General features: G+C 66.2%; 12 protein-coding genes. 5 read left to right on the forward strand and 7 right to left on the reverse strand.

Going from position 1 to position 13,400, the window contains the following annotated elements; genetic code table 11:
• Window positions 1-11: 11 nt before the first annotated feature.
• From AB0M15_RS10740 to AB0M15_RS10760, 5 genes are read right to left on the reverse strand one after another with little or no spacing between them, the layout of a single operon-like run.
• Entirely contained in the window at window positions 12-851 is an 840-nt protein-coding gene (locus tag AB0M15_RS10740; RefSeq protein WP_363816184.1) for a carbohydrate ABC transporter permease, read from the reverse strand.
• A complete protein-coding gene (locus AB0M15_RS10745; protein WP_363816186.1) occupies window positions 841-1,731 on the reverse strand; it encodes a sugar ABC transporter permease in 891 nt (296 codons plus the stop codon). Before AB0M15_RS10745 ends, AB0M15_RS10740 begins: the two co-directional genes overlap by 11 nt.
• A complete protein-coding gene (locus AB0M15_RS10750) occupies window positions 1,728-2,993 on the reverse strand; it encodes a sugar ABC transporter substrate-binding protein (RefSeq protein WP_363816188.1) in 1,266 nt (421 codons plus the stop codon). Before AB0M15_RS10750 ends, AB0M15_RS10745 begins: the two co-directional genes overlap by 4 nt.
• 17 nt (window positions 2,994-3,010) lie before the next feature.
• Window positions 3,011-4,594 (reverse strand): FAD-dependent oxidoreductase, encoded by a 1,584-nt coding sequence (locus AB0M15_RS10755; RefSeq protein ID WP_363816190.1) that lies wholly within the window; start codon window positions 4,592-4,594, stop codon window positions 3,011-3,013.
• A gap of 26 nt (window positions 4,595-4,620) precedes the next feature.
• A complete protein-coding gene (locus tag AB0M15_RS10760; protein ID WP_363816192.1) occupies window positions 4,621-5,664 on the reverse strand; it encodes a LacI family DNA-binding transcriptional regulator in 1,044 nt (347 codons plus the stop codon).
• Between the two features lie 167 nt (window positions 5,665-5,831).
• On the opposite strand from AB0M15_RS10760, the gene AB0M15_RS10765 reads away from it, so the two are divergent.
• The 3 genes from AB0M15_RS10765 (at window position 5,832) to AB0M15_RS10775 (ending at window position 9,977) form a co-directional block, all read left to right on the forward strand.
• On the forward strand, window positions 5,832-8,174 hold the full coding sequence (locus AB0M15_RS10765) for a hypothetical protein (protein WP_363816194.1): 2,343 nt from the start codon (window positions 5,832-5,834) through the stop codon (window positions 8,172-8,174).
• Between the two features lie 79 nt (window positions 8,175-8,253).
• Complete coding sequence (locus AB0M15_RS10770; RefSeq protein ID WP_363816196.1) at window positions 8,254-9,384, forward strand: LLM class flavin-dependent oxidoreductase; 1,131 nt, start codon at window positions 8,254-8,256, stop codon at window positions 9,382-9,384.
• Entirely contained in the window at window positions 9,381-9,977 is a 597-nt protein-coding gene (locus AB0M15_RS10775; protein WP_363816198.1) for an FMN reductase, read from the forward strand. The genes AB0M15_RS10770 and AB0M15_RS10775 overlap by 4 nt, the downstream gene beginning before the upstream one ends.
• 392 nt (window positions 9,978-10,369) lie before the next feature.
• On the opposite strand, the gene AB0M15_RS10780 is transcribed toward AB0M15_RS10775, so the two are convergent.
• On the reverse strand, window positions 10,370-11,032 hold the full coding sequence (locus AB0M15_RS10780; RefSeq protein ID WP_363816200.1) for a hypothetical protein: 663 nt from the start codon (window positions 11,030-11,032) through the stop codon (window positions 10,370-10,372).
• Between the two features lie 197 nt (window positions 11,033-11,229).
• Between AB0M15_RS10780 and AB0M15_RS10785 the strand changes: the two genes are divergently transcribed.
• Both AB0M15_RS10785 and AB0M15_RS10790 read left to right on the forward strand, forming a co-directional pair.
• Window positions 11,230-11,754 (forward strand): DUF6879 family protein, encoded by a 525-nt coding sequence (locus AB0M15_RS10785; RefSeq protein WP_363816202.1) that lies wholly within the window; start codon window positions 11,230-11,232, stop codon window positions 11,752-11,754.
• A gap of 21 nt (window positions 11,755-11,775) precedes the next feature.
• Window positions 11,776-12,327, forward strand: coding sequence for a DinB family protein (locus tag AB0M15_RS10790; protein WP_363816204.1), 552 nt, complete (start codon window positions 11,776-11,778; stop codon window positions 12,325-12,327).
• 248 nt (window positions 12,328-12,575) lie between these two features.
• On the opposite strand, the gene AB0M15_RS10795 is transcribed toward AB0M15_RS10790, so the two are convergent.
• Complete coding sequence (locus tag AB0M15_RS10795; RefSeq protein WP_363816206.1) at window positions 12,576-13,346, reverse strand: TetR/AcrR family transcriptional regulator; 771 nt, start codon at window positions 13,344-13,346, stop codon at window positions 12,576-12,578.
• Window positions 13,347-13,400 lie beyond the last annotated feature (54 nt).

Raw genomic sequence — 13,400 nt, forward strand, 5'->3', positions numbered from 1 at the left:
TTATCCGACGACTAGCCCTTGAGCCCCGAGTGCGCGATCCCCTCCACGAACTGCCGCTGGGCCAGCACGAAGACGAGCAGCACCGGTACGACGGTCAGCGAGGCGCCGGCCAGCTGGACGTTCCACATGTTGCCGCCGTACGCGTCGGTGAACCGGGTGAGCGCCTGCGGCAGGGTGAAGAGCTCCGGCGTGGTGATGTACACGGTCGGCTCGAGGTACAGGTTCCACGACGACATGAAGGTGAGGATCGCGACCGCCGACGCGGCCGGCTTCGACAGCGGTACGCCGATCCGCCACCAGGTCGCCACCCGCCCGAGCCCGTCCAGCCGGGCCGCCTCCTCCAGTTCCAGCGGCAGCGCGATGAAGAACTGTCGCATGATGAACGTCGCCAGCACGCACGGTCCGGCGAACGAGGTGACCAGGATCAGCGGCCAGTGCGTGTTGATCATCCCGGCCCGCTTGAACATCTGGAACAGCGGCACGATCGTCGTCTCGCTCGGCACCAGCAGCCCGGTCAGGACGACGACGAACAAGACGTTCCGCCCCGGGAACCTGATCCGCGCGAAGGCATACCCGGCCAGGCTCGACACCAGCAACACGATCACCGTGACGACGACCGCGATGTAGACGCTGTTGAAGTACTGCCGCCCGAACGGCTGGAAATCAAAGGCTTCCGAGTACGCCCCGACGACCGGGTTCCTGGCGAACAACGTCGGTGGCGTCGCGAAGATCTCCCGCAACGGTTTGAACGAGGACGTCACCATCCACAGCGTCGGCACCACGAACGGTAGACACAACACAACCAGCGCCACGTACCAAACGGCCCGCCGGACCAGCCAATCACTCCTCATGGAAGACCCACTTCCGACGCAGCTGCCATTGCAGAATCGTCAACACCAGAACGAAAGACAGCAGCATCAAAGCCAGCGCCGACCCATACCCGATGTTGTTGAACTCGAACGCCTGCTGGAACACGTAGTACACGAGGACAGTCGTCGAAACACCCGGCCCGCCTTGAGTCAGTACTGCGATCTGCGCGAACGCCTGCAACGCCCCGACCACCGTGATGATCCCGGTCAGCAGCAACGTCGGCGAGATCATCGGCAGCGTGATCCCGAAGAAGACCTTGCGGCTGCTGGCTCCGTCCACCCGGGCCGCCTCGTAGAGCTCGCGCGGAACCCCTTGCAGAGCGGCCAGGAAGAGCACGACGTTGACCCCGACACTCCGTACGACCTGGGCGAAGATGACGCTGACCATGGCCGTCGGCCCCTGCTGAAGCCAGTTCGGTCCGTCGATCCCGACCACGGACAACACTCCATTGATTCCCCCGTTGTCCTGCAGCAAGAAACCCCAGACCAGCGTCCAAGCGACCACTGACACCACCACGGGCGAGAAGAAGATCGCCCGGAAGGCGGTGACGCCCGGGAACCGCCGGTTGAGCAGAACCGCCAGGAGCAGCCCGACCGTGAGATTCAGGACGACGACGCCACCCGAGAAGAACAGCGTGGCCAGCAACACCTTCGGCAACTGCGGGTCGTTCACCAGGTCCGAGTAGTTCGACCCGCCGTTGAAGGTCATCTCACCGGTGAAGACGTTCCACGTGTTGAAGCTGTAGAACACCGCGAGCCCGACCGGCAGCAGGACGAACAGCAGAACCCCCAGCACCTGCGGCGCGACGAACAGATACCCCGCCAAACTGTCCCGTCGCCTGCCGGTCCAGTAGCCACTCATTTCAGCAGCGGCTGCAATGCGTCGCAGGTCTTACCCAGCACGGACTTGATGTCCGCATCCTTTGCCCAGATCGCGTCCAGCGCAGCCTTCCCCTTCTGCGAGATCTCGGCCGGCTTGGTGTGGTTCGGCAACGTCACCGCGCCGTTCAGCTGGTCGATCACGGCAGTCTGCAGCTGCGCGGCCGACAGCTTCTTGTTGACCGCGGCCAGCTTGGGGCCGGTCAGCAGCGACTTGCGCGGCGGCGGGAAGTACTGGGCGAGCTTGGCCGCGTTGGCCGGATTCGTGAGGTAGGCAAGGAAATCCGTTGCCTGCGGCACATGCTTGCTGGACTTCAGTACGCCGACGCCGGCTTGCCCGATCACTGAGTACTTCCCGGACGGCCCAGTCGGCAACGGGTAGATCGAGTACTTGAACGCCCCGTCGAGCAACGTGGCCCGCGACACCTGAGCAATCGTGAACGCCGAGTCGCCCGCGAAGAAGTCAGCCTTCACCCCGGGACCAGGCATCGACTTGTCGACGTAGATCGCGTCGTGCAGGAACTGGAACGCCGAAACCATCTGGTCGCTGTTCATCCCGCACTGCGTACCGTCCTCGTTCCACGCGGATGCGCCCCAGCCCGGCCAGACGGTTCCGAGCATGTTCCAGCCCGAGTAGTCGAAGTCGCGGATGACGAAGCCCGCCTTGCCGGTCTTGGCGTTGACCGCGCCACCGATCTTGCTGACCTGCTCCCAGCTGAGCTCGCCCTTGCCGACCGTCTGACCGGCCTTGGCCAGCAGATCGTTGTTGACGTAGAGCGCGAAAGGCGAGTTGGAGAACGGGTACGCATAGAGCTCACCGTCCCGGCTGAACTCGGCGGTCACGCTGTCCACCAGATCGCCGTAGTCCCAGCCGGCCGTGCCCTTGAGCTTGCCGGTCAACGGCACCAGCGCCTTGGCGGCGATCAGGTCGTGCGAGATGTCGCCCATCCAGGCGAGATCAGGGGTGTTGCCGCCGGCGATCTGCGTCGTCAGCGTGCTGTTGTAGTCGGCGAACGGCAAGCTGCCGAAGGTGATCCGGCGTACGCCGGGATGCTCGGCCCGATACCCGTCCGCGATCGTGTTGAACAACGCCAACTGGTCCTTGTTGGACGTCCACACCGTCATCCGCAGATCGACGCCGTCCGGCGACTCGGCCGCCGGCGACGTTCCCCCACCGCACGCCACCAGCGCGAGCACCATGCTGCCGACGGCAGCCGTCCCGAACACTCTCCTCGTGATCTTCATCATCGGTCCCCTAAAAGCTAGTACCCGAGCACCTCGGGCCAATGGAGCTCGACGCCGGCCTCGACGAGGCGGGTCTGGAAGCGCCGGACGGCATCGGGGTCGGCCAGCACCTCTTGCGGCCGGACCGATTCCTCGAGACAGAACGCGGCGAGCTCCCCCGACGCCTCACCGATGTTCCACTCGACCGGATGGAGCCGGTAGGCCCCGTTGGAGATATGGGTGGTGCCGATGTTCTTTGCCGCTGGCAACAGGTTCTCGGTCCGGATCGGGACCAGCGCCCCGAGCGGGATCTCGAACGGCACCGACTCGACGTCGATGTAGTTGTCGCCACCGGTCGACGGATGCAGGTCGATCCGGTACATCCCGACGCCGACCGAGTCCTCGAACCGGACCGGCCGTGCGTCCCCCCGCAACGCCACCGACAGGTCCTGCTCGACGACGGTCCGGCAAGCGACGATGCGCCGGGACTCCCGGATGTAGGGCGCCTGCGCGAAGCCATCCGGCGTACCGGTGATGTCGCCGCGCAGTCGCAGTCCGGGCCAGCCATGGCCGCCGTCGGGGCGCGGTGCCTCGGTCTGCAGCCAGTAGAAGTACGACAGCGACAGCTCCTTGGCCGCCGCCAGGTGCCAATCGGCGTCCGGGGTGTCGATGATGGATCCGCCCAGGTAGTCGAGCATCGGCCAGTTGGCCAGCACGACGTCGCTCTCGTACGTCCCTGGTACGAAGTTCTTCCGGGCGATGATCCGCCGGAACTGCCACAGGTCCATGTCACCGGGATCGACCCGGGGATCGGCCTGCTGGTCCTCGGCGGGGTTCACCCGCAGCGTGCGCTCCTCGGGGGCGAGCGTCCGTGGATTCGGCGCGATGAACGAGAGCAGCGGCGCACCCCAGAAGTCCGGCTCGTACAGCCGCCACTTCCCGTAGCCGGCCGGCATCTCGATGGTGTGGTCACCCTCGACGTGATCGAACGCGAAGCACCACGAGATCGCCTGGACGTTCTGCGGATCCGCCTCGTCCGGCGCGCTCGGCTCACCCGTCTCGGCCCGCGACTCCGCGCCCACCCGGTACTCCGTGCCGACCAGCGGCAACAGGTCACCGGTCTCGGTCGCGTCGAGCACGAACGCCGCCTCGACGACAACCTCCCGGCCCTCGCCTAGCAGCGTCACGTTGCGGACCACATCGCCGTCGGCTTCGACGGCGATCGGCTCGTACGGTTGCAGGACCACCAGTTGCCCGCTCGATCGGTACGGCGCGAGCAGTTGCTCGATCACCGCAACGGCCACCCGGGGCTCGTGGCACAGCCGGCTCACTCGACCGAGGCCCGGATTGAGCTGCGGATCCTTCCGCGCGCTGTCGGTCAACGGGTAGTGATCCCGGTAGTACTGCCTGATCCCTTCACGCAGTTCCCGGTACGACGCGGTGACGCCGAACTGCTCGACCCACACGTGCTCGTCGGGTGGGACAGCCTGCGACGTCAACTGGCCACCGAGCCACGGGTTGGGGTCGGTCAGGAGAACCCGCAACCCGCGGCGCAGCGCGCCCAGGGCGCCGGCCACCCCGCCGACGCCACCGCCGATCACGGCGACATCCGCGCGCATCATCCGAGGCCCTCGTTCGGCACCCGGTGTCACCGTGACTCTTTCAGCTGGGCCAGCGTCGCGCCGGCCACGACCGATCCCTCGATCATGGTGCGCAGCTCGAGCTTGGCCCGGGCCTTGTCGTCGCGGACGATCAGCTCCTGCAGCAAGGCGAGCGCCTCGGCGGCTAGCTGTTCGCGCGGCAACTGGAAGCCGGTCATCACCCGTCCGCCCAGCGAGTGGCCTTCGACATCACCGAGGACCGCCAGCGACAAGTCCTCCGGGATCGCCTTGCCGTGCTCGGCCAGCTCGACCGCGAGCGCCTCGGCCATGAACACGTCCTCGGTGATGACGACGGTGTCGGTCCCGTTCGCGATCACCGCGGCCGCTTCGGACAAGTCGACATCGGCGGTGCTCAGCAACGTCGTCTCGACCTGCATGGTCTCGGCGGCGAGCGCCAGCCCGGCAAGACGGTCGGCCGCGGCCGGCGTACTGCGGCCGTAGTGCACGTACGTGATCCGGCGGTGGCCGAGGGCAACTGCTTGCTCGACGATGTCACCGGTCAGCGTGAGGTAGTCGATTCCGACGTACGGGACGTCGGGCTCGTCGCGGCGGCCGACGGCGACGAAGGGGAAGCCCTCTTCGACCAGTCTGGTCAGTTCCGCGCTGTCCATCTGCTGCCCGAGCAGGATGCAGCCGTCGGTGAGGCGCAGCCGGGTCTGCTTGTGGAACAGCTTGCGGGTGCCGTCCTCGACGGGCGACGAGGTGAAGAACAGCAGGTCGCAGCCGAGACGCTCGGCCTCCTGCTCGATCCCGTGCAGCAGCGGGCCGTAGAAGTCGAGGCTCTCGCGGGACAGCGCGGCCTCGTACGTGAAGACCCCGAGGATCTTGTTGTCCAGACCGGCGAGCCGGCGGGCCGCGGGATCGGGCACGTAGGTGGTCTGCTCGATCGCGCGGCGAACCCGCTCGCGGGTGGCGGCGGGGATCCGGACGTTCGAGTACTCCCGGTCGTTCAGGACCATCGACACGGTGGCCTGGCTGACGCCCGCGATCCGGGCGATCTCCCGCTGCGTGACCTTGGGTGGCTTCTCCATGCACGCACCTGTTTCGGTTTGATGATGCGAATTATCAGGACGCTAACACGCGGTTCCGGCGAACCGCAACGGCCTCTTGACAGTCGGGCTCGCGCCGATGAAAGTTGGTGACCGATGTTGATAATCCGAATTATCATCACCGCTATCAACCCGTGAGGACGGTCATCGTGAGGGAAGCACCGAGATCCGAGTCGCCATTCTCCCCGTCCCGCCGCCAGGTCCTGGCCGCGGGCTTCGCCGCCGGTGTGCTGACCTGGTTGAAGCCCACTGAGGTCCACGCCGGCACCAACGCCGCCGGCGATCCGACTCTCACCGCCGAGGGCGTCACCGTCACCGGAGCGCCGGGCGGGATGATCACGGTCCGGGACGCGAGCGGCGCGATCCGCCTGCAGGGCTCGAAGTTCCAGCTCAAGGACACGGTCGCCGGGACCTTGGTCTCCACCGGCGGTACGCCGAGCATCGTCCCCCTGGCGGACGGCACCCAAGCGCTCAAGATGGTCTACGTAACGCCGGCCGCCGCCGGGTCGATCACTGTCACCGGCCTGGTGACGGTGACGACCAACGCTGTCCACTACGAGTGGACCGTTGCGGGGTCGACGACCTTGACGCTCGACGGATTCATGTTCAGCCGCGCGATTATCGGTGGCGTCGGTTCCGACGTATGGCTTCCGATCAACCAGTGGAACCGGGCGCCCGACGGCGGCATCCCGTTCGAGTCCGCGGCCGGAGTTGCCTACGCGTCGACCTGGGCGGGCCTGCACGGACTGCTCATCCTCAAGAAGTCCAAGAAGGCGTGGACCAACACGACGTGGGTGCACGCGCCCGGGACCGCGACCGGCCCCGACAGTGCGGTCACGGGCGCCGACTTCATCTTCAGCGAGCAGCGGCCGAACGCTGCTGCCGCGGCCGGCCAGGGGCGTGACCTCGCGATCGAGCTGTGGACCGATCAGCCGTTCAACCTGTGGAGCGGGCCGGGAGTGCAGATGCCGGTCAAGGTGCAGGTAGCCAACGCTTTGCCGCAGAGCAGGTCTGCTTTGCTCACCTTTTGGGCCCGGGACTTCAACGGCACGATCCTCGGGTCCAGTACGGCTACGGTGACGGTTCCCGCTCTTGGGACGGTGGACCATACATTCGGTTTGAGCTCACCGGCGTACGGGTCGATCGTTACCGAGGTCAGCGTGCAGGCGGGTACCGATTCGGCCTTCGCCCGGACCAATCTGACCGTGCTGCCTGATTTCGCTTACCAGGCAGACGATTCGAGCATCTTCGGGATCGCCAACTACCCGTGGCTTCAGGTGCCGTCGGCGACCGCGCTGCTGGATCTGTGGCAGAAGGTCGGGATCAAGTGGGTGCGGATCGCGTACGACGGCGGGCCGGGTCTGCCGCCCGCGGACTACGACCAGCGCGGGATGGCGCACAACATCGAGCTGCAGCCGTCACTGACCGCCACCCCTGAGCAGGCCTTGGCGTGGGCCGCGGCGAACACCGATGTCGCGATCAGCGCGGGCGCCCGGTACTTCGAGGTCGGCAACGAGCTGAATCGGCCATGGAACAAGCCGGGTGGGACCGCGGCGGTCTACATCGAGAAGGCGCTCCGGCCGGTCTACGAGCACGTGCAGCTGCGGGGCGCGACACTGAAGCTGCTGACGAACGGCATAGCTGGGATGGACAAGCCCTGGCTCGAGGAGTTCCACGCAGCCGGCGGTTGGGATCTGATCGACGGGGTCGCATTCCACCCGGGCAGGGGCAACTTCGCGCCGGACTACATCCCGCCAGGCCCGGCCGAGGACTGGGATCCGGGCGCCGCCGGTACGTACTGGAACTTCCTCGGTGGGCTCCGGCAGCTCAAGGCGCTGATCACGCGGTTCGGGCCGAAGGAGATCTGGATGACCGAGGCCTATGCGTGCACCCAGCCGAACGCCTGGTGGCACGACTCGTACCGGCATGCGGCGGAGAACGTGCTGCTGACGCTCGCACTGGCCAAGGCCGAGGGGGTTCGGTGCGTGAACTGGTACCAGTTCCACGACAGCGTGCTCGGGAACGAGCAGCTGGCCAACGAAGCGAACGGCGAGTACCACTACGGGCTGATGAATCGGGACACGAGCGCCAAGCCGTCGCTGCTGGCTTATGCGACGGCTGCTCGGGCGCTGGACGGCGCGACCTTCGTACGGTGGTTGCAGCTGCCTGGCGCTTCGAAGGGACTGCTGTTCAATACGCCGCGCGGGCAGGCCGCGGTGCTGTGGAACAGAGCCGATGGGTACATCCTCAACACGGCTGGGCCGCGGGATGACTGGCGGTTCCCGGAGCCCGAGGTGTGGGTCGACACCTGGGCGACCAAGACCGATCTGACCGTCTGCGCCCGGACGGCCACGGTCAAGCAGGTCGACTGCATCGGGCAGGAGTCGACGCTGCCCCGATCCGCTGGGAAGGTGACGGTGCGGCTGGACGGCGCGGCGCGGATCTTCTACGGATTGGACTTCGATCACCCCCTGCCGCGCGGTCACCGATGATGGAATGACTAGCCGCCGGTTGGCGTTCTTGGTGGCAAGGTAGTTAAATTGTGAACTACCCTGAGACCGAGGAGTGCAGATGCAGTTCGGTGTGTTCACCGTCGGAGACGTGACGAAGGACCCGGTCAGCGGCAAGACGCTGACCGAGGGCGAGCGGATCCAGCAGATGGTGACGGTCGCCCTGAAGGCCGAGGAGATCGGTCTGGACGTGTTCGCGACCGGCGAGCACCACAACCCGCCGTTCGTGCCGTCGTCGCCGACCACGCTGCTCGGTTTCATCGCCGCCAAGACGTCGAAGATCCTGCTGTCGACCTCGACGACGCTGATCACCACCAACGACCCGGTGAAGATCGCCGAGGACTACGCGATGCTGCAGCACCTGGCCGAGGGCCGGGTCGACCTGATGATGGGCCGCGGCAACACCGGCCCGGTCTACCCGTGGTTCGGCCAGGACATCCGCAACGGCATCCACCTGGCGATCGAGAACTACGCCCTGCTGCGCCGGTTGTGGCGCGAGGACGTGGTCAGCTGGGAAGGCAAGTTCCGCACCCCACTGGAGGGCTTCACCTCGACGCCGCGTCCGCTGGACGGCGTACCGCCGTTCGTCTGGCACGGTTCGATCCGCAGCCCGGAGATCGCCGAGCAGGCCGCGTACTACGGCGACGGCTTCTTCCACAACAACATCTTCTGGCCGGCCGACCACACCGCCCGGCTCATCCAGCACTACCGCTCGCGATTCGAGCACTACGGCCACGGGGCTGCTGACCAGGCCATCGTCGGACTGGGCGGCCAGGTGTTCATGCGCAAGAACTCGCAGGACGCGCGTTCGGAGTACCGGCCGTACTTCGACCACTCGCCGATCTACGGTGGCGGGCCGTCGATGGAGGAGACGATGGAGCAGACGCCGCTCGCGGTCGGGAGTCCGCAGGAGATCATCGACCGGACGATGACGTTCCGGGAGAAGTTCGGCGACTACCAGCGGCAGTTGTTCATCGCGGACCACGCTGGTCTGCCTTTGAAGACTGTGCTGGAGCAGATGGACATCCTTGGCTCTGAGGTTGTTCCGGTGCTGCGCAAGGAGTTTGACGCTTTGCGGCCGGCGCACGTGCCGGAGGCGCCGACGCACGAGTCACTGAAGGCTGCTGCTGAGCGGGCCGCTTCTTTTGAGTCCGTGAGCCCGGAGGTTGTCGGGCTGGAGGGAACGCGATGATCTCTATTGCTGTGGTGACGGCTGGGTTGACGACGCCTTCGTCGACCCGGCTCCTCGCCGACCGCCTCTCCGCGGCCGTCCGAGACCAGCTGGACGGGCGCGGTACGGAGTACAAGATCGAGGTGATCGAACTGCGCGACCTGGCGCACGACCTCACCAACAACCTCCTGACCGGCTTCCCGTCCGCCTCGCTCGGCAAGGTGCTCGAGACGGTTGTTGCCGCGGATGGTTTGATCGCGGTGACACCGACCTTCAGCGCGTCGTACAACGGCCTCTTCAAAATGTTCTTCGACGTCCTCGACGACCAGGCCCTGGCCGGCAAGCCAGTCCTCATCGCCGCTACCGGCGGCACCGAACGCCACTCGTTGGTCCTGGACTTCGCATTGCGCCCGCTCTTCTCCTACCTGAAGGCGATCGTCATGCCGACTGGCGTCTACGCCGCTTCCTCAGACTGGGGCACCGGAGCCACCAAACTCCACGCCCGAATCGAACGAGCAGCCGCCGAACTAGTCGACGCCATGAGCAACGAACGCGTGGCCGCGGTAGACCCATACGCCAACCCCACCTCCTTCGAAGACCTCCTCAACAGCTAACCCACCCAACTCCCCACGCGACTTCCGACGCCCGCTCCTGCGTCGCTGGCACGTTCGGCCGCTCCCACGCACCCGGTGTTTGCGCCCCTCCGTCGCGCGGTGCGACCACTTGGGGTGGCCGGCCGGAATCGGTGGGGGCGGAGGTGGTGGAGTTGATCCCATGCGGCTTACCCGAATCGGTGGGGCAGGCGTGGTGGGGCGGGTCGGGTGGCGGGCCACTGCGACTTGCGGCGGGCCTCTCCTTGCGTCGGCGCTCAGGCGTCCGGCGAGCGGTAGGCATGTACGGACGGACAGGAAGTAGTCCTGCTCAACCCGACCATCTGAGCCTGACACGGCCGGGGCCGAGCCCCCGTGGAGGACTACTTCCTGTCCTTCCGCACATCCCACCCCCACTAGTGGTGGCCGGACCCATCGTCCGACGACTTACCCGAGCCGGAACCCGAGTGGCCGGAGCCCGAACCGGACGAACCTGAGCCAGACGACCCCGAGCCTGAATGCCCTGAACCCGACTTGCCGGAGCCCGACGACCCAGAGCCGCTGTCGCCGCCCCTGCCATCACCGGGTTCCGCGTGCCGACGCAGCCCGCCTTTGTCATCACCCGGCTCGACGTGACGGCGTAGACCACCCTTGTCATCCCCTGGCTCGACGTGCCGACGCAAGCCGCCCTTGTCGTCGCCGGCCTCCGCTGTCCTGCGGGTGGTCGGGGTGCGCAAACCGCCCTTGTCATCCCCGGGCTCAGCCGTGGTGCGAGCAGTCGTCGGGCGCAGGCCGCCCTTGTCGTCGCCCGGCTCGACAGTTGCGCGAGTGCTCGGCGTACGGAGCCCACCCTTGTCATCCCCGACCTGCGTGGTCTGCGTGCTAGGAGTGCGGTGGTCGCCACCCTTGTCATCACCGGTCGTCACAGCCGACCAGGCAAGCGTCCCGCCGGCCACCACACCCGTCACGGCAACCACGGCAATCGCACCGCTGCCGGCCCAAGCGAAGTACCGCCGCGACTTCCGCCGAACCACAATCGGCTGCTGTCCCATGCCTTCGTTCTGCTCATCAGTTTTCATACTCCGATGCTCACCCGCCACCACGGGCAACAGCCATCGGACCTTGGTCGTAGTACCTACGACCCACGCCCTCACCTACGCTGTTCGCGACCGACCCTCATCGAGATTCCGGAGGACGTGCTGAAGATGTACGCGCCCCGCTATCTGGATCTGAAGGAGAACAGCTGACCGCGCAGGCCGGCCCGACGCTCTGGGAGATGCTCAACTCCTTCGAGCACACGGCGTTTCGGCTAGAAGTACGTGATCGGTATGCCGAGCCGGCCGAAGCCGAACCCCTGAGGCAGTATCTCGCGGGCGAGCCGGTCGACCTCGCCTGGCTGGAGAACTGGTTCGACCTGGTCAGCGGGGCAACGACCAAAGGCCGACGCATCTCCAGGGTCCGAGTCGTGACCGTACCGCTGACCGACTACAGCCGTCTCGGCGTGTACTGCGCGCAGTTCAACAACGAGGCCGGTGAAGACATCCGATACTTGCCCCGCACCCTCGCCGATGATGCCGGCCTACCCGACCCTGACTATTGGCTATTCGACTCAAAAATCCTGCTCCGGATGAACTTCGGCGACAACGACATATTCATGGGCACCGAGATGATCGACGACCCAGACCAGGTCGTGCAGCACAACTACTGGCGAGACGCCCCGATGCATCACGCCGTACGACGGGACGAGTTTGCCGGCCAACAGCACCGCGAGCGAAGGCACGGATCTGCCGATGAGCTGTAGTCGCCCGTACGATGCGCAGCTGTGAGCGGAGCACAGGAATTTGACGTCGACGCGCGAACCGAAGCACCACTGCACGGCAGCGAAGTCGCGGTATTGCGTGGGGTGCTGGCGTACCAGCGCGACACGCTCCGGTGGAAGTGCTCCGGCCTGACCCAGGAGCAGTTGGCGCAGCAATGCCCGCCGACCGACATGACGCTGGGCGGCTTGATGAAGCATCTGGCGCTCGTTGAGTCCCAATGGTTCGATCACTGGTTCCGCAACGCGGGGTTCGCGCCGCCATTTGACGGTATCGACTGGGCTGTTACCGAGGACGACTGGGAATTCGAATCGGCTCGCGACGATACCCCGGAGGAGTTGCGGACCCTGTTCGACGAGGCCGTCTGCCGTTCGGACGCAGTCGTCGACGAAGCGCTCAGTCGCGGTGGCCTCGACGTGGAGTCGGCACTCAAGAGCCCGAAAACCGGCGAGACCTTCACCTTGCGGTGGATCCTGGTCCACATGATCGAGGAGTACGCCCGCCACAACGGCCACGCCGACTTGATCAGACAGTCGATCGACGGCCAGACCGGCTAAACGGGAAGGACGCCCGGACGGCGATCGGACTACGCGGAGATTGAGCAACCGTGTGAGGACCACCAAGATGCCTTAGGCAACTAGATCGGGCCGGCCAGGTCATCACCCGGCCCATCCACATCCTGCCTACCAAACTCGGCTAGCCACCATCGTGGTCGCATCGCGCGACGCAGGAGCGTAAAAAACACGGGTGGGAGCGGCCGAACGTGCGGGCGACGTAGGGGCGCGCGTCGGAGGCAGCGTGGGAGTTACTGGCGTTCGGCGATTAGGAGGGCTGTGCCGTCGAGGATTCTGGTTAGGCCGAAGGTTAGGGCGTGGGCTGGGTCGACGGTGGCTTGGTATTGCTCGCCGGCTGAGGTGCCTACCCGGCCAGCGGTTGGGAAGCGGTCGGCTAGGGAGGCCATGTAGCGCTCTAGGACTGGGGCGGTGTTGAGCCACCACTCCTGGTCGGAGAGGCCGGATTCTTGTTGGGTGCGGATTTGCTCGGCGCCGGCCCGTGCAGTGCCCAGTACGTGGGTGAGGACGAGGGCGAGGGTCGAGTCCATCTCGACGTCTGTTAGGCCGAGGTTGTCCAGGGGGCGGAGTTCGGCTTCGTATTTGAGGGTGATGTTCGGCCCGAGGGCCATCCGGCCGGCGGGGATGTCGTGGAGCCAGGGATGGCTAGTCAGTACGTCCCAGTTGCGGCGGGCGATGAACTCGAGCGCGCCCCGCCACCCGCCCGGCTGCCGACTCGGCTCGTCGACATCCAAGTACAGGTCGGCGTAGACGGTGTCGAACATCAGGTCGGTCAGCTCGCCCTTGCCCGGTACGTGCGTGTAGAGCGACATCGTGCCGACCTTCAACTGCTCGGCGACGAGCCGCATCGACACGGCGTCCAGGCCGCGGGCGTCGGCCAGTTCGATCGCCGCGTCGATGATCGCGCGCACGGTCAGCCCGGATCGGCCCGGCTTCGTGTGACTGCCCCAGAGCAGCGCCAAACTGCGCGCGGGGTCGGGGGGCGCGATCTTTTTTCCAGTCACGAGGAACAAACTCCAGCCGGTCGTCGTTGACCCGATCGTACCTGAGCCGTACGC

It is taken from the genome of Kribbella sp. NPDC051718 (assembly GCF_040681515.1).
In the GTDB taxonomy this organism is placed as follows: Bacteria; Actinomycetota; Actinomycetes; order Propionibacteriales; family Kribbellaceae; genus Kribbella.